Origin of the sequence: Polynucleobacter hirudinilacicola (assembly GCF_002192535.1) — a bacterium.
GTDB lineage: Bacteria > Pseudomonadota > Gammaproteobacteria > Burkholderiales > Burkholderiaceae > Polynucleobacter > Polynucleobacter hirudinilacicola.
This window is the reverse complement of record NZ_NAIA01000003.1, coordinates 824,580-839,900: the sequence shown is the minus strand read 5'-3', so window position 1 is coordinate 839,900 and position 15,321 is coordinate 824,580. Positions and strand designations below refer to the sequence as shown.

General features: G+C 43.3%; 18 protein-coding genes. 10 read left to right on the top strand and 8 right to left on the bottom strand.

The annotated features are described in order from the left end of the window. Positions 1–78 precede the first annotated feature (78 nt). From def to B6A14_RS08380, 3 genes are all read right to left on the bottom strand, one after another. Positions 79–621, bottom strand: coding sequence for a peptide deformylase (gene def, locus B6A14_RS08390; protein WP_087910012.1), 543 nt, complete (start codon positions 619–621; stop codon positions 79–81). Positions 622–1,052: 431 nt separating this feature from the next. Then, positions 1,053–1,295, bottom strand: a complete 243-nt coding sequence (locus B6A14_RS08385) for a hypothetical protein (RefSeq protein WP_087910011.1) — start codon at positions 1,293–1,295, stop codon at positions 1,053–1,055. Between the two features lie 24 nt (positions 1,296–1,319). Beyond that, positions 1,320–2,384: an ABC transporter ATP-binding protein gene (locus B6A14_RS08380; protein WP_087910010.1), complete on the bottom strand. Its 1,065-nt coding sequence runs from the start codon at positions 2,382–2,384 to the stop codon at positions 1,320–1,322. A gap of 68 nt (positions 2,385–2,452) precedes the next feature. On the opposite strand from B6A14_RS08380, the gene B6A14_RS08375 reads away from it, so the two are divergent. The 5 genes from B6A14_RS08375 (at position 2,453) to B6A14_RS08355 (ending at position 8,308) form a co-directional block, all read left to right on the top strand. After that, a complete protein-coding gene (locus B6A14_RS08375; protein WP_087910009.1) occupies positions 2,453–4,018 on the top strand; it encodes an ABC transporter permease in 1,566 nt (521 codons plus the stop codon). Positions 4,019–4,124: 106 nt separating this feature from the next. Then, positions 4,125–5,135 (top strand): extracellular solute-binding protein, encoded by a 1,011-nt coding sequence (locus B6A14_RS08370; RefSeq protein WP_201721523.1) that lies wholly within the window; start codon positions 4,125–4,127, stop codon positions 5,133–5,135. 221 nt (positions 5,136–5,356) lie between these two features. Beyond that, positions 5,357–6,199: a methyltransferase domain-containing protein gene (locus B6A14_RS08365; RefSeq protein WP_087910007.1), complete on the top strand. Its 843-nt coding sequence runs from the start codon at positions 5,357–5,359 to the stop codon at positions 6,197–6,199. Positions 6,200–6,210: 11 nt separating this feature from the next. Continuing rightward, complete coding sequence (locus B6A14_RS08360) at positions 6,211–7,563, top strand: APC family permease (protein ID WP_087910006.1); 1,353 nt, start codon at positions 6,211–6,213, stop codon at positions 7,561–7,563. Positions 7,564–7,699: 136 nt separating this feature from the next. Next, positions 7,700–8,308 carry an alternative oxidase gene (locus B6A14_RS08355; protein ID WP_087910005.1) on the top strand — a complete coding sequence of 203 codons (609 nt, stop codon included), beginning with the start codon at positions 7,700–7,702 and terminating at the stop codon, positions 8,306–8,308. 74 nt (positions 8,309–8,382) lie between these two features. Here B6A14_RS08355 and B6A14_RS08350 read toward each other — a convergent pair whose 3' ends face one another. Next, positions 8,383–8,760, bottom strand: coding sequence for a carboxymuconolactone decarboxylase family protein (locus tag B6A14_RS08350; RefSeq protein ID WP_087910004.1), 378 nt, complete (start codon positions 8,758–8,760; stop codon positions 8,383–8,385). 75 nt (positions 8,761–8,835) lie between these two features. Between B6A14_RS08350 and B6A14_RS08345 the strand changes: the two genes are divergently transcribed. The 4 genes from B6A14_RS08345 (at position 8,836) to B6A14_RS08330 (ending at position 11,188) form a co-directional block, all read left to right on the top strand. After that, positions 8,836–9,222 (top strand): hypothetical protein, encoded by a 387-nt coding sequence (locus B6A14_RS08345; RefSeq protein WP_087910003.1) that lies wholly within the window; start codon positions 8,836–8,838, stop codon positions 9,220–9,222. Positions 9,223–9,293: 71 nt separating this feature from the next. Then, on the top strand, positions 9,294–9,977 hold the full coding sequence (locus tag B6A14_RS08340) for a DUF3313 domain-containing protein (RefSeq protein ID WP_087910002.1): 684 nt from the start codon (positions 9,294–9,296) through the stop codon (positions 9,975–9,977). Between the two features lie 9 nt (positions 9,978–9,986). Continuing rightward, on the top strand, positions 9,987–10,247 hold the full coding sequence (locus B6A14_RS08335; protein ID WP_201721497.1) for an EF-hand domain-containing protein: 261 nt from the start codon (positions 9,987–9,989) through the stop codon (positions 10,245–10,247). Between the two features lie 44 nt (positions 10,248–10,291). Beyond that, positions 10,292–11,188 (top strand): alpha/beta fold hydrolase, encoded by an 897-nt coding sequence (locus B6A14_RS08330; protein ID WP_087910001.1) that lies wholly within the window; start codon positions 10,292–10,294, stop codon positions 11,186–11,188. An 8-nt stretch (positions 11,189–11,196) separates the two neighbouring features. On the opposite strand, the gene ppk2 is transcribed toward B6A14_RS08330, so the two are convergent. Next, positions 11,197–11,979: a polyphosphate kinase 2 gene (ppk2, locus tag B6A14_RS08325; RefSeq protein WP_087910000.1), complete on the bottom strand. Its 783-nt coding sequence runs from the start codon at positions 11,977–11,979 to the stop codon at positions 11,197–11,199. Between the two features lie 3 nt (positions 11,980–11,982). Continuing rightward, positions 11,983–12,255 (bottom strand): serine/threonine protein kinase, encoded by a 273-nt coding sequence (locus B6A14_RS08320; RefSeq protein ID WP_087909999.1) that lies wholly within the window; start codon positions 12,253–12,255, stop codon positions 11,983–11,985. A 122-nt stretch (positions 12,256–12,377) separates the two neighbouring features. Here B6A14_RS08320 and B6A14_RS08315 point away from each other — a divergent pair, with 122 nt between their 5' ends. Continuing rightward, complete coding sequence (locus B6A14_RS08315; RefSeq protein WP_236635699.1) at positions 12,378–13,592, top strand: MFS transporter; 1,215 nt, start codon at positions 12,378–12,380, stop codon at positions 13,590–13,592. 33 nt (positions 13,593–13,625) lie between these two features. Here B6A14_RS08315 and B6A14_RS08310 read toward each other — a convergent pair whose 3' ends face one another. Both B6A14_RS08310 and B6A14_RS08305 read right to left on the bottom strand, forming a co-directional pair. Further along, entirely contained in the window at positions 13,626–13,811 is a 186-nt protein-coding gene (locus B6A14_RS08310) for a hypothetical protein (protein WP_087909997.1), read from the bottom strand. A 92-nt stretch (positions 13,812–13,903) separates the two neighbouring features. Next, on the bottom strand, positions 13,904–15,319 hold the full coding sequence (locus tag B6A14_RS08305; protein ID WP_087909996.1) for an FAD-binding oxidoreductase: 1,416 nt from the start codon (positions 15,317–15,319) through the stop codon (positions 13,904–13,906). Positions 15,320–15,321 lie beyond the last annotated feature (2 nt).

The following is a 15,321-nucleotide window of genomic DNA, read 5'->3' as shown; positions in this document are numbered from 1 at the left end:
TGTTTCTTTTAGTTGATTTAGCAATCATTCGGCATCTTTGAAAGTATGGGATTATCTAAATAGGGAGTTTATTAATAGTTAATCCAAAGATAAGTTGGTTAAGGAAGGGAAAAGAACTTCGGTGAAACCAAAATTGCTAAAGTCTTTAACACGCATGGGGAATAATTTACCAATAAGGTGATCACATTCGTGCTGCACAACCCGCGCATGAAATCCTTCGACTGTTCTATCAATTATTGCCCCATCGCGATCATATCCACTGTAACGAATTTTCTGATAGCGTGGAACTTTTGCTCTGATGCCTGGAACTGATAGGCAGCCTTCCCAATCGTCCTCCTCTTGATCGCCAATGATGGTGATGGAGGGATTAATCATTATGGTTTCTGGTATTGGGTCAGCATCAGGATAACGAAGATTTTTTTCGAAACCAAATACAACTAATTGTTTATTGACGCCAATTTGAGGGGCAGCCAGGCCTGCGCCGTTAAGGCTATGCATCGTATCTAGCATGTCATCAATTAATGTTTGTATTTCAAAAGAAGGAATTTGACTGATTTGTATAGGCAACGATACTTGCAATAAGCGGGGATCTCCCATTTTTAAGATTGAGCGAACTGGCATAGAAATGTTTTATGAATATTAGGCGGGCGTTAATTTATTCAGTTGCTAGGGAGTTAACTTTTTCTAATGTGGCAAGGTAATATTAAAAAAGGATAAAAAATAATTCATAAAAGCATAAATAAAAGTAAATATTTTTTGGGTATCAAACAATTCAATGACTTAACTTGAGAAAATAATATAACTTTAGCCTAAATCGAGTAAACGTCAATTTAGGCGCTAATAAGAATTGAAAAGCCCAAGTCTTAGCTAGGGGGTTAAAGCCAATCCCCCCCAAAGGCATATAACCACTAAGCTGCCAATCTCCTAATTAACTTCACCTTTTAGTTTGAGGTCATTTTTCCAGCATCTAAGGCGTAGGTCGCACGTTCGAATTATGTTGGGCAGGCCAAATATCTTAAATCCTCAGTTATTGGCAAAAATCAATCTGCTTTCTACTGTCTTCTGCGTTTCTTCCAGGTATAGGGTTCGCCATTTGGGAATTTGCCGCTAGTGATTCCATCCGCACCAAATTTTCCTGCAATCTCTAGTCCATTAAATTTAATCGTAACAAACTCACCTAAATCCTTAGCCCATTGCATAGCTTCATCAAGCGTCTTAAATTCATACGTTTTCGAGTGATGTTCTATTGTGATCACTTTAAGTTCAGCGATGTTACTTGGATTGACGCTATTCAATTGCTATAGCTCAGTCACGTAGGGCTAAAACGTGACCACATGGTCAAGAGCAAGAGTGATGCCAATTTTTTCGCCAATTGCATGATTATGGTGGCTCGGAACGAAGGCTAATATCTCAGCCCCAGATTGTAGTTTTAGCGTGTATAAAAAATCTGCACCCCTAAATGTTTTACTAACGACTTCTGCATGCATAGGACTATTGTCATCATGCTGAATGTCATCCGCACGGATCAGCACGTCAATTTCTTTACCAATTTCGATATTGTGACCTTGGTTCATTTCAAGTTCACCGATTTCAATCTGGACTTTATCTCCAGCTAGAACTTGGCCCTTAATAAATACACCGCGACCAATAAAGTCTGCAACATAGCGGGTTGCTGGCTTGTGATAGAGCTCATAGGGCTCATCCCATTGAAGTATTTTGCCATCTGCCATCACGCCCACCTTGTCGGCAATGGCAAATGCTTCAACTTGATCGTGAGTCACTAAAAGAGCAGTAATACGATTAGCCTTGAGAATATTTCGCATATCGCAAGCGAGCCGCTCTCGCAATTCAACATCGAGGCTAGAGAATGGCTCATCGAGAAGAATTAAATCAGGCTCTGGCGCCATTGCTCTGGCTAGTGCAACTCGTTGTTGTTGGCCACCACTCAGTTCATGTGGATATGACTTAGCTTTGTCCGAAAGAGAAACTTTGCTCAGCCAATCCATTGCAACTGCATTTCTTTGTTCGCTTGGAAGATGCTGCAATCCAAAGCTGACATTTTCTAGTGCATTAAGATGAGGGAAGAGGGCGAAGTCTTGAAAGACCATACCAACACGTCTTTGGCCCGGCGGCACAAGTGTAGATGTGGAGCTTACTAGCTTAGATCTCAAGAAAATTTCACCTGATTTGAGGGGTTCAAAACCACAAATCGCCCTGAGAACAGAAGACTTTCCGCATCCAGAGGATCCAAGTAGGCAGCCAATTTCACCAGCCATGAGCTCAAGATTGAGGTTTTTAATAGCAATGACGCCGTTATAACCATCCTGGCTAGGGTAGCTTACTTCAAGTCCTTGTATGGAAAGCAGTGCGTGTGCAGATTTCATTACTATAATTTTCTCACTAGTGCTAATGGTTTAATACATAGTGAGAGTCTAAACGGATTGCCGAATTCATGAAACCTATTATGGTGCCCCTTGCTGTGTTTCTATTTTTGCCACTATTTGGCTTGGTCATGCCATTTTTCTCTCCAGCAGGGGCTGGTCTTGATGTACAGGCTACTAGCACTCTGAGTCATTTATGGAGCTTTGTTCTCGGTGAATATATTGTCACCACTTTGGCATTAATTTTTGGCGTTGGAGCAGGGGTATTTGTTCTAGGAGTTGGTAATGCCTGGATTATCGCCAGTTATGACTTTCCTGGAAAAAAAATATTTCAATGGGCCTTAATTCTTCCATTGGCCGTACCAGCCTATGTCATGGCCTATCTTTTTGTGGACCTCTTGCAGTTTTCTGGCCCGATTCAGACAGCGCTGCGTATTTTGCTGGGAACCGATGCCTTGTGGTTTTTTCCTGATCCAAGGTCCATGGCTGGCGCAATTTGGTCTTTTTCTTTTTGTTTATATCCTTACGTATACCTCATCACACGGACTGCATTTATAGAACGCAGTCGACGTTTGATCGAAGTTTCTGAAACGCTGGGCTATAGCCCATTTCAAGGTTTTATAAACTTAGTACTTCCTATGGCAAGACCTGCTATTTTTGCCGGCATGGCATTAGCCTTGATGGAGGTCTTAGCTGATTTTGGTGCGGTCTCTTATTTTGGCGTGCAAACTTTTGCTACCGGAATTTTTAAAGCCTGGCTTTCTTTTGGCGATCGTCTAGCTGCGGTCCAGTTGGCTTTGGGCTTATTGAGTTTTGTATTGCTCATCTTCTTTGTAGAGCAAAGTAGCCGCTCAAAGTTACGCTATTCTTCACCCTCGCAAGGTAGGTCACTGATAAAACGCCTCTCTGGTAAGAAAGCCTTTTTTGCCTTTGCATTTTGTGGAGGAACCATACTTTGTGGATTCTTACTGCCGGCATTTGCCCTTTTGCAACTGCTGTTGAAGCAGGGGCTCTCTGTAGATATTCGTTATTTAGGCTGGTTGAGTAATTCACTGTCAGTTGCTTCGCTTACTGCAGTGATTTCAGTAGCATTGGCGATTTTCTTCGCTTATTCAGTGAGAGTTCATGCTGAATTGAATTGGGTAAATCGTTTACTGAGCTTTGGTTATGCATTACCTGGTGCCGTTCTAGCAATTGGTGTTCTTTCTTTCTTGGAGTTTTTCCAATTAGCTTGGTGGATGTCAGCTAGCTTACTAGTCTTGGTATATGCCTACTTAGTTCGTTTTTTATCCTCAAGTTTACAAAGTGTTGAGGCAGGTCTTTCTCGCATTACGCCATCTATGGATGGTTCAGCAGCGTTACTTGGTCTTTCGAAGTCCCAGATTCTCAGAAGGGTACATATTCCCTTGCTTAAACGTAGCTTGATGACAGCGGGCCTTTTTGTTTTTGTAGATGTAATGAAAGAGTTACCAGCAACGCTACTTCTAAGACCTTTTAATTTTGATACTTTAGCGGTTGCTACATACCAACTGGCTGCGGATGAGCGATTAGCAGAACTTGCCTTACCTTCATTAACCATTGTTTTGGTTAGTCTTTTGCCTGTTTTATTGCTCTCTAGGGTTATTTCTAAATCTTAATTGATAATCATTCGTATTTGTGATAAATTGAGCTTTATCTCTTTTATCGCAAATAGTCATGAATCAGCAGCATCTCATCAAATTTCTTGGAATCCCGCTTTTTATCATGGGGCTCTTGAGTATCAGCTTAACTCAAGCTCACGCAAACGATAAGGAATTAAATTTATATTCCGCTCGACATTATCAAACGGATGAAGCGCTCTATAGCGAATTCACTAAAAAAACTGGCATCAAGATTAATCGTATTGAAGCAGATGACAATGCCTTGGCGGAGAGAATAAAAAGCGAGGGCTCCAATAGTTCAGCTGACGTCATTCTCATGGTAGATGCAGCCAGATTATGGCGTGCTCAAATTGATGGTTTCTTTAAGCCCATTCATTCAAAATACTTAGAGAGTCGCATTCCGGCAAACTTACGGTCTAAACCTGATGCTGATGGTTCTACTTGGTTCGGTTTTTCAACTAGAGCACGACTTGTGGTCTACAACAAGGCTAAGGTCAATCCACAGGATGTCGATACCTACGAGAAATTAGCTGAGCCCATCAATAAAGGCAAAGTGTGCACGCGTTCTGGTGCACATCCTTACATGCTGTCATTGATTGGTGCCATGATTGAGCGGCGCGGTGAAGTGGCTACTGAAGAATGGGCCAAAGGAATGGTCGCCAATATGGCTAGACCCCCAAGAGGCGGCGATACCGATCAAATCAAAGCCGTCGCTTCAGGTGAGTGTGGTGTTGCCCTGACAAACTCATATTATTTAGTGCGCCTCCTGAGGTCTACCAAACCAGAGGATCAAGAGCTTGTATCCAGGATTGGCTTTATCTGGCCGAATCAGAAAACGACTGGAACACATATTAATATCGCTGGTGGCGGCGTTGCTAAGAATGCACCTCATCCACAAGCAGCGATTCAGTTTTTAGAATACCTTGCAAGTGATTCTGCCCAACAGTATTTTGCAGACGGGAATAATGAGTGGCCAGCGGTTACATCAGTCAAGATTAATAACGAAGGATTGAAGCTTTTGGGATCATTTAAAGCTGAAAATATTTCTGTAGCTGCTATTGGAAAAAATCAAATTGCAGCTCAAAGACTTTTGGATCGCGCTGGGTATAAATAAACGTTTGAGCTGATTTTTACAGCTTCCAAGCCCTAGGCCGCCCGTTCAAATCCTAAAGGGTAGGCTTTCCAAAGACTCTTTTAGGGCTTATATTGCCGAAAGACACACTTTCTGAGTGGTCTAATTTCTTTTGGTGCAGATCAACAAGCTTCTTTTAATATGTGATTCATTAGCCCTGTATTAAGAAATTTACCTTAATATTTTCTTTTCATGGAAATGATATGAAGACTTTGAAAGTTTGGTTCCTTGTTTTAAGCACATTTTTTGCACTCAATACATTCGCCCAAGGTGTCATGGATAGCGGCGATGATAAGTATCAACCTCGAGTTGGGCAAGAAGGTAAAGACGTAGTTTGGGTGCCCACCACGAATGAATTACTCGCCATCATGTTGCGAACTGCCAAAGTCAATTCCACCGATTTAGTCTATGACCTTGGCTCCGGTGATGGCCGAATTGCGATTGCAGCTGCTAAGGATTTTGGTGCACGCGCCATTGGAATTGAATTTAATCCAGAGATGGCGCAATTAGCCCAACGAAATGTTGATCGTTCCGGCGTGAGTGATCGTGTGAAGATTATTAATGGCGATATTTTTGTTGAAGATTTTAGTAAGGCTACTGTAGTCACTATGTATTTATTACCCGAGCTAAATCTTGCCTTACGGCCCACCATCCTCAAGATGAAGCCTGGTACGCGAGTCACATCGCATGCCTTTAATATGGGTGATTGGGATGCAGATGTTGAAATCGATAGTCCTGCGAGAGCCTATTACTGGGTTGTTCCTGCGCAAGTGCAGGGTGAGTGGTTGATTTCAGGGATGGAGACTGATAGAACGATCTTAAAGTTGTCTCAGTTTTATCAAAAAATTGGCGGCACTTTACAAATTGGCAACAACACACAGCCTCTTCTGAATCCTAAATTAGAGGGAGCAGTCCTCAGCTTCACATATTTAGATCGAGACAAGAGCTCACATTTTGTCATGATGTCTGTAGAGAATAATGAGCTCAAGGGCAAGTATAAGAGCAGGTCTTATAACGATAATGTCATTACTGGTAAGCGCTTTTAAGACTTGACGGGATGTCAGTAAATAACTCAGGGGTTACGCCTCAGCGTTTACTCAGTCCACTAGGTGCTATCGCCATCATTGTTGGTATCGTTATTGGTGCTGGCATCTTTAAAACCCCATCAATAGTGGCTGATATCACTGGTGATGTGGGTTGGGCTCTGATAATTTGGGTGGGTGGAGCCATCATCTCGCTTGCAGGCGCTCTTTGCTATGCCGAACTAGCTACGCTTTACCCCCATGCTGGCGGTGACTATCACTTTTTAACAAAGGCCTATGGCAAGAATGTTTCATTCTTATATGGCTGGGCTAAGGCCATGGTCATCAATACCGGATCAATTGCATTGCTTGCCTTTGTCTTTGGTGATTACATGACTAAGGTCATTCCTTTGGGGCCGCACTCAGTGATTTGCTGGGCAGTTTTAATCGTCGTAGTGCTGACTATTATTAATTTAGTCGGGATAGAGGCGTCAGCGAGCATACAAACAGCATTAACCGTTTTAGAAGTGTCAGGTTTAATAGCCATTATTGTTGCTGGCTTTGGTTTCTTCACTTCTTCACTTCCAGCCGTTGAAAATCCGCCATTATTTTCTAGTACGCCGCAATTTGGTATGTTGGGCCTTGCAATGGTGTTTGTTTTGCTCACCTTTGGAGGGTGGAATGAATCCGCCTATATTTCGGCTGAACTGAAGGGTACAACACATACCATCGTACGAGTCATTGTCTTCAGTCTTTTCATCATCTCGATCATTTATCTTTTGGTAAACATCGCACTGATCAATGGCCTTGGCTTAAAACAGCTGGCAAATAGTAAGGCAGCCTCCGCTGAATTACTTGGTCTCGCTTTTGGTCCCATTGGAGAAAAGTTACTCGGTCTTTTTGTTAGTGTTGCTGCGCTGACTAGTATTAATGCCACGATGATTGTTGGTGCTCGTACCAACTTTGCGATGGGAGAAGATTGGCATGGGCTTCGTAAGATGGCTCATTGGGAATCATCCCGTGGCACACCTCGTTTTGCCTATTTGGTGCAAGGTGTGATTAGTCTGGCTCTGGTTGGCTTTGGAGCTTTACAAAGTGATGGCTTTGAAGCGATGGTAGAGTTCACTGCACCCGTTTTTTGGAGCTTCTTATTCTTGGTGGGCATTAGCGTATTTGTCTTAAGAGTCAAGGATCAGAAAACTCGCGTGTTTTCGGTGCCGCTTTATCCCATTACCCCATTGATCTTTTGTATTGCTTCTGCTTATTTAGCCTACTCAAGCTTTAGTTATGCTCACAGCAAAGGTGCAGTATTGATCTCGCTCTATGTCATGCTAGTGGGTCTTGCGGCACTTCTCGTCCTGCGGCTAAAAAAACCATTACCTCACTAGTTTTTGGGCTCATTTTTCAAGTCTTTTAAGGGCAGGCCGAACCCTCCAATCGTGCGCAGAGGGTCAAATATTGGTCTTTAAGCAAGTGTGGTGGGGCAGTCAGGCATAGAAGCAGAAAAACATTTAAAGTGTTTTTATGAATGATCCAATCCATTACACCCCGGTTCAATTTTCTGATCGCGTTGCGCTCTCTTTTACTAAAGGCATGCGCTTTTTTGCGGATACCTTTTTCAAGAAACGTTATGGACATCGTGCCGTTGTTTTAGAGACGGTTGCAGGTGTTCCGGGAATGGTTGCTGGCATGTGGACCCATTTAACCAGCCTACGCAGCATGAGGGTTGGCTATGGACCAAAGATTCGGACGCTGTTGGCAGAAGCTGAGAATGAAAGAATGCATCTGATGACCTTCATTGAGATTGCAAAGCCTAATATGTTCGAGCGCTACCTTGTATTAGTAACGCAGGCTATTTTCTGGAATTTCTTTTTCGTTATTTATGTATTTTTTCCAAGAACGGCACATCGTATTGTCGGTTATTTTGAGGAAGAGGCGGTCTATTCCTATACCGAATACCTAAAAGAAATTGATGAGGGGCGTATAGCCAATGTAGCCGCTCCAAAGATTGCCATTGATTATTGGAAGCTTGGATCCGATGCAACCCTTCGAGACGTTGTAATTGCTGTCCGTGATGATGAAGCCCATCATCGGGATACAAACCATCAATTTGCTAGCGACTATGATTCATAAGCTAGGCAACTCATTTGAGGGTTTTACCTTCGAATCGTAGTAGGCAGGTGATGACATCTAGAAAAACTTTCAAATTAAATGCCCATCTCTGCAAAAACTTCCTTGGCACATCTAAAACTATCGATTGCTGCTGGTACTCCACAGTAAATTGCCGTCTGCATCAAGATCTCTCGAATCTCATCTTTTGTTAGACCATTATTAATGGCGCCTTTTAGGTGTAGCTTTAATTCATGAGGGCGATTAAGTGCGGTGAGCATGGCCAAATTAATCATGCTCCTAGAGCGACGATCTAGGCCCGGTCGATTCCAAATTTCATTCCAGGCATACTGGGTCACTAATTCTTGCATGGGCATATTAAATTCACCCGCATTCTGGATTGAGTTGTCTACGTACTCCGAGCCCAAAACCTCACGACGGGTTTTCAGCCCCTTTTCAAATGCATCTTTGTCCATATCCATTCCTTTTATTGGTTAAACGTCAATATATTGCCACTATTAAAGCCTGTTGGTTTAACTTAGAATGGCTCCATGAATATTGTCAAATGCTGCACTCTCCTATTTTTAAGTGGCACTCAGCTCCTGATGGGATGTAGTACTAGCAAGCTAGAGGCGCGTCTAGAAGCTAATCCACAGTGCAAAGACGTCTATAACGCCAAAACTGGCGCATTAATGCCATGCCCTGGCACAGATCGATCCTTTTATGTTGCGGCAGGTCTTGAAGCGCCAAGACAAGCTAAATCTGCACCAGTTGTGAGCATTACGACAGACTCTTCCTCGACAAGCACCTCTGCAGTTGTTGCTACAACTTCAACGGGTGCGACTAGATCGCAATCTTCACCCGCTATGCGGCCGGACTGCAAACCTACCATTCATCAGAAGACAGGGGGTACGATGCCTTGTCCACCCCAAGATTAATTATTGTTCGGTATGATGAGTTGAATTCTTTGATAGTTAATATTTTTTGCAGCACTTTTATAGGATTAAAAATGAAGAAAATTTCTCTTGTTGCTGTAGCGCTTTCGATGACCTTATTCATGGCTGCATGTAGCAATGCGCCAAAACTAGCTACTGAATCAATGCCTAGATCAGGATTTTTACCGGATTATTCACTGTTAGTGCCAATCTCCACATCTGTTCCAGATGCACGTATTTGGAGATACAGAATTTCTGGGGTTAATCCTGGTGCTTATACCGCCGTTATCTTGGATCCGATCTATTTAAATCAGAGCGCAACTAAAGATGTAAGTGCGGAATCAATAGCTAAAGCACGAGCAGCATTGCAAGCTTCCATGGTTGAAGCAGTAAACGCACGAGGTAATATCAAGATTGTCACTCAACCTGGTCCAGGCGTTGCCCGCGTTTCTGTAGGCATTACTGGCGCAGAGAGTTCAGCAAATAGTCTGCAACCATGGAATTTCACGCCTATTGGTCTTGCCATGAATGCTGCTGCATACGCTGGCGGAGTGAATGCCAAAACTCCAGCACTATTAGTGGAGAGCAAAATTACTGACAGCCAGACTAATAAGTTATTGGGCGAAGGTTTAGTAACCGTGCAGGGTGAGTCATTCAGAACCGCTGGCGGCTCTGTTGATTCATTTATTTCTATGGCAAAAACAGTCGTTAAAGTAGCTCTAGAAACCTCTGCAAATCCAAGTCCAACAGGCAAATAAGAGATGTTCATGAGAACTCTTTCAAAAGTGATTTTGTTTTCTTCTTGCGCAACGATGGCTTTATCGCTTCCTGCTTATGGCGAGGTGACATCGCGCAATAAAGAAATCGCTGAGCGTTTTGCTAAATGCGATACAAATCATGATGGCAAGTTGACCATGAATGAAGCTAAAGGATGTATGCCTCGCATCTATGATCACTTTAGTTATATTGATACCGGCAATAAGGGTTATGTCACTGTTGCTGAAATTCAAATGATGGCAGCGCGTTAATACTCCAAGAGCCTCGTCAGAGGCTCTTTTTTATTGGATAGGATATGACTGTAGTATTTCCTGGCTTTGAGCAAAAAAAAGTGACCGTCCCATCAGATGACGGTCCTATAGAAATTGCCTGTCAAGTACGTGGCAATGGGGCGCCCATATTGCTATTACACGGCTTTCCACAAACCAAAGCAATCTGGGAATTAGTTGCTCCAGAGTTAGCCAAATCTTTTACTGTGGTGGCTTCTGATCTGCGTGGCTACGGACAATCTGCCAAACCTCATGGTAAAGCTGATCATTCAACTTACTCCAAGAGATCAATGGCAGCAGATCAGCATGCTCTGATGCAATCTTTAGGCTATCAGCAATTTTTCTTGCTTGGGCATGATCGTGGCGGCAGAGTGTCGCACAGGTTGGCGATGGACTTTCCTGATAGTGTTTTGCGTTTAATGGTCTTAGATATATCGCCAACACTGGCCATGTATGACAACACCACCATGGAATTTGCTAAAGGCTATTGGCATTGGTTCTTTTTAATTCAGCCAGAACCTATTCCGGAAACCTTCATTGCGGCTAATCCGGAGTTTTGGATTAAGCAACATATGGGTCGTCATGCTGGCACAGGCATTTTTTCTCCTGAGCGTTGGTCAGAATATCTTGCGGGCGCAAGCAATCCACAAACCATGCATTCTATGTGCGAGGACTATAGAGCTGCTGCCAGTATTGACTTAGTACATGATCGAGCCGATAGGGCTGCAGGTAAAAAACTCACGATGCCATTAAGGGTCTTATGGGGAGAGCATGGATTAGTTCATAAATGCTTTAAGCCGATCGAGGATTGGAAAGCAGTCGCTGAAAATGTCTCGGGGAAAACCGTTTCTTGCGGCCACTATATTCCTGAAGAGTTACCTAGTGAACTCGTCACTGATGCGAAGCAATTCTTTGTAAGCTAAAAAAGAAACTAGGGCGCTACTTTGGGAGGTTTTTTCCCTAATGGTGGGCAGGGCATCACAATATCAGCGTCAACAGCTAATATCTTTTCATCCTTTTTTGGATATTTGACCCTAGATAAAAGATCTCGAATCAGATTTAAGTGCGTGTGTTTCTTATTATTGGCATTCACTACAGTCCAAGGTGCTTTTACAGAACTGGTTTGTTGCAGCATGAGATCGCGTGCCACACTGTAATCATTCCACTTATGCTGCGCTTGTTCATCGATAGGACTAATTTTCCACTGCTTTAGAGGGTCAGCTTTTCTACTCTCTAGACGCTCCTCCTGCTCTTTTTTATCAATATCTAAGTAGTACTTGATAATCTGGATTCCCGAGTCAACCAGTAAACCTTCAAAATCATTTACTGATGCCATAAATTGCTTGTACTGAGCATCTGTGCAAAATCCCATTACTTTCTCGACCCCTGCACGGTTATACCAACTACGGTTAAAGATGCTGAACTCGCCGGCTGATGGTAGCTCAGCAACGTATCTCTGAAAATACCATTCACCCTCTTCACGAGAGGATGGTTTGCCAAGCGCTACAACATGGGTTTCACGAGGACTCAGATGTTCAGTAATGCGTTTGATGGTGCCATCTTTGCCCGCAGTATCTCGACCCTCTAAAATAACCAATAAGCGCATTCCACCTGAAATAATTTCACGCTGAAGCTTCACTAGTTCAATTTGCAGAAGGCGAAGTTGATCTTCGTAATCAGAATCGTGATTAGTTTCTTTGAGATCCTTGCTCACTACTTAAGCTTCTTCATTAGCAGTAGAGGCTGGCGATAAAACTTTTTTTGCAGGCGTCTTCTTAGATGCTACTTTTTTTCTAGGCGTTTTTTTGGCGGGAGTTTTCTTGCTAGGCGTCTTTTTTGCAGTAACCTTCTTGGCGGCTGGTTTTTTGCTTGCTTCTTTTTGCTCAAGCTTATCTAGAGCTTTAGCCAGCTTATCGATGAGCTTTTCACGTTCTGACTCTAACTTGTCCAGTTTTTTCATCAACTGTTTTACTAATTTTTTCTGACTCATAATTTTTTAACCTTTTAGATCCGATGTTTATTCTTTGATCCTACGGGTTATTTATGGGCGATTCAAGCGATTATGACAATAAAACGGTTTTTTTCTGATTGCTAAAATTGGTGCTAAATTGAATGAGCATGTTTAAAACTCTCTCATCATTGCCCAAAACGGTTTGGTTAATCGGCTTGATAAGCTTTGTGAACGATTCCGCAAGTGAGATGTTGTATCCCTTAATGCCACTTTATTTGGCTTCCGTCTTAATGGCTGGACCCAAGGCGATCGGCATCATCGAAGGTGTCGCAGAGGCCACTTCTAGTTTATTCAAGCTAGTTTCGGGAGTTGTTGTTGATAAAACAAAAAATGCCAAGGTTTGGATTGTCCTTGGTTATTTTCTTGCGGGTATCGGAAGGCCGCTGATTGCATTTGCTAGCTCCTGGGTTGGCGTTTTGCTCATTCGCTTTACCGATAGACTAGGTAAGGGCTTGAGAAGTTCTCCGAGAGATGCGTTGTTAGCTGAGAGCGTTCCAGCAAATCAACGGGGCATTACTTATGGCCTACATCGATCAATGGATAATGCAGGCGCGGTTGTTGGCCCATTGCTTGCTGCATATCTACTTGCGATTAATATTCCACTAAAAGAGATATTTTTGTGGGCAGTCATACCCGGCGCTATCACTGTTGCGCTAGCCCTCTGTATCAAAGAGCCTGCGCGAGAAAGCCTCGTTTCATCAACTATCAAGTTCACCTGGAACCTGGATGGAATGCCAGTTGAATTTAAGCGCTATCTATTTGCAGTGGGTTTATTTGCACTCAGCAATTCTTCAGACATGTTCTTGCTCTTAAGAGCCAAAGAACTTGGCGTGCCTCAAGAACAGATTCCACTTTTGTGGGCATGTATTTCTTTGATTACCACTATTTTTGGTACGCCACTTTCCGCTTTATCAGACAGATTTAGTCGCAAATACTTTATTACGCTTGCTTGGATGGCTTATGCACTGATATATGCGGCAATGAGCTATTCTGGTCTGACGGTTGGATGGCTTTTTGGAATATTCGCGTTATATGGACTATTTAAAGCAGCCACCGAAGGGGTTGAGAAGGCCCTCGTTGCTGACCTTGCTCCAAAGGGATTAACAGGCACAGCGTTTGGTTGGTTCAATCTATGCTCAGGAATTATGCTGTTGCCTGCCTCTTTAATATTTGGCTGGCTGTATGAATCTGTCAGCCCGACAGTGGCATTTTTATTTTCAGGACTCAGTTCGCTACTGGCAGTAATGCTGATGGCGTTTTGGGTATTTAAGCCTATTGATATAAAGCCAAAATTATCCAAAAACAAAAAACCCTAAATAAATCAGTTATTTAGGGTTTATCTATAAAGCTCACTCTGGGTGAAAGTTATTGCTAGCCATGAAGCTGATAGTGCGTTCAAAGCCGAGAATACGGATGTAACGCCAAGCAATATCGCGGTATTTGCTATCTAGATAGCCAATAGCGACTTCAGGCGTCCTTTTGGACAAGTCGATTTCTTGAATTGCACGGGCCCAACGTTTTAGTCTTGTTGACATCTTTGTCTCCTATATGCCCATACAACGCATCAGAATTCGGTAGAGATGACAAGAATTACAAAATATTTAACAAATATTGGGGCTCAAAAACCCTAAATTGAGACCACTTTATGGGGATTGAGGATATTTTGCGGGTCTAGGGCCCTTTTTAGGGTCTTCATGAGGTCGTGGGCAACGTCACCCTTATGAGCCCTTAAGCCCTCCAATTTGAGCTGTCCAACCCCATGTTCAGCCGATATGGAGCCTTGGCAACGCTCAACCTGGGAATACACCAGCTCGTGGATCGCCTTTTCATTGGCAAGGTTAAATGCCTTGGGGTCAGATCCAAGGGGTGGGGCAATGTTGTAGTGGAGGTTCCCGTCACCCAAATGGCCAAAATTAATAATCCGCACACCTGGGTAGTGTTTTCTCATTAAGGCATCTGTTTCCTGAATAAAGCTATCCAAGGAAGAAAGCGGGATGGTGATGTCATGTTTGAGATTGGCGCCTTCTTCGGCTTGTGCCAGCGTTATGTGCTCACGCATATGCCAAAACGCATTTGCCTGACTTAGGTTGCTAGCAATCACGGCATCGCTAATCAACTCTGCAGTAAACGCTTCTTCTAGGATGGTTTCCAGAAGTTTACGGACATGTTCTTCACTTTCATGATCAGAGAGTTCAATCAAGATCGTGAAAGGAGGATTACCTTTTAAGGGGTTAGCCATTTGCGGAAAGTGCTTCTCATTAAGAGCTAAAGATTCTTGAGTCATCATTTCAAAGCCGGTGAGCAATGAGGTGGCTCGCTTCTGAAATAAATTAAGTAGGGCAATGGTGGATGCAATATCTTGGCTTGCTACTAGAGTCGTCCATTGGGAGATCGGCAGGGGATAGAGCTTCATGACGGCAGCAGTAATGATGCCAAGCGTGCCTTCGGATCCAATAAACAGATCTCGGAGGTCGTAGCCGGTATTGTCCTTGCGCAAGCCCTTCATGCCATTCCAGACTTCACCTTGAGCAGTAACAACTTCAAGACCCAGGCAAAGATCCCGCGTATTGCCATAGCGCAATACATTTGTGCCACCAGCATTAGTAGCAAGGTTGCCGCCAATCATGCAACTGCCTTCTGCACCAAGACTTAATGGAAATAAAAAATCTTGTGCTGCTGCTTTTTCTTGAACGGTCTGCAAAATACATCCCGCCTCAAGCGTGATTGTTTGATTGGCAGAATCAATTTCACGGATGTGATTCATGCGTTTCAGATTCAGAATGACTTGCTGACCGGTCTCGTCAGGTGTAGCACCACCGCAAAAACCTGTATGGCCGCCTTGCGGAACAATCGAGACATGATTCGCTGCACACAGCTTCACAATATTGGCTACTTCAATAGTTGTTTTTGGAAGGAGGACTGCTAGGGCTTTACCAACATAGCGTTTGCGCCAGTCGGTCAGGTAAGGGGCTTTATCTTGGTCTTGGGTGAGAACATATTCTTTACCAAGTATGTCGCTAAATTGCTTGATCAAGCCACTCATGA

Coding starts and splice junctions, on each gene's coding strand:
- B6A14_RS08310 (WP_087909997.1), bottom strand. CDS start 13,811: ATGTCAACAAGACTAAAACGTTGGGCCCGTGCAATTCAAGAAATCGAC.
- B6A14_RS08355 (WP_087910005.1), top strand. CDS start 7,700: ATGAATGATCCAATCCATTACACCCCGGTTCAATTTTCTGATCGCGTT.
- B6A14_RS08340 (WP_087910002.1), top strand. CDS start 9,294: ATGAAGAAAATTTCTCTTGTTGCTGTAGCGCTTTCGATGACCTTATTC.
- B6A14_RS08360 (WP_087910006.1), top strand. CDS start 6,211: ATGTCAGTAAATAACTCAGGGGTTACGCCTCAGCGTTTACTCAGTCCA.
- B6A14_RS08330 (WP_087910001.1), top strand. CDS start 10,292: ATGACTGTAGTATTTCCTGGCTTTGAGCAAAAAAAAGTGACCGTCCCA.
- B6A14_RS08350 (WP_087910004.1), bottom strand. CDS start 8,760: ATGGACAAAGATGCATTTGAAAAGGGGCTGAAAACCCGTCGTGAGGTT.
- B6A14_RS08320 (WP_087909999.1), bottom strand. CDS start 12,255: ATGAGTCAGAAAAAATTAGTAAAACAGTTGATGAAAAAACTGGACAAG.
- B6A14_RS08345 (WP_087910003.1), top strand. CDS start 8,836: ATGAATATTGTCAAATGCTGCACTCTCCTATTTTTAAGTGGCACTCAG.
- B6A14_RS08335 (WP_201721497.1), top strand. CDS start 9,987: ATGAGAACTCTTTCAAAAGTGATTTTGTTTTCTTCTTGCGCAACGATG.
- B6A14_RS08370 (WP_201721523.1), top strand. CDS start 4,125: ATGGGGCTCTTGAGTATCAGCTTAACTCAAGCTCACGCAAACGATAAG.
- B6A14_RS08375 (WP_087910009.1), top strand. CDS start 2,453: ATGAAACCTATTATGGTGCCCCTTGCTGTGTTTCTATTTTTGCCACTA.
- B6A14_RS08365 (WP_087910007.1), top strand. CDS start 5,357: ATGAAGACTTTGAAAGTTTGGTTCCTTGTTTTAAGCACATTTTTTGCA.
- B6A14_RS08315 (WP_236635699.1), top strand. CDS start 12,378: ATGAGCATGTTTAAAACTCTCTCATCATTGCCCAAAACGGTTTGGTTA.
- def (WP_087910012.1), bottom strand. CDS start 621: ATGCCAGTTCGCTCAATCTTAAAAATGGGAGATCCCCGCTTATTGCAA.
- B6A14_RS08380 (WP_087910010.1), bottom strand. CDS start 2,384: ATGAAATCTGCACACGCACTGCTTTCCATACAAGGACTTGAAGTAAGC.
- B6A14_RS08305 (WP_087909996.1), bottom strand. CDS start 15,319: ATGAGTGGCTTGATCAAGCAATTTAGCGACATACTTGGTAAAGAATAT.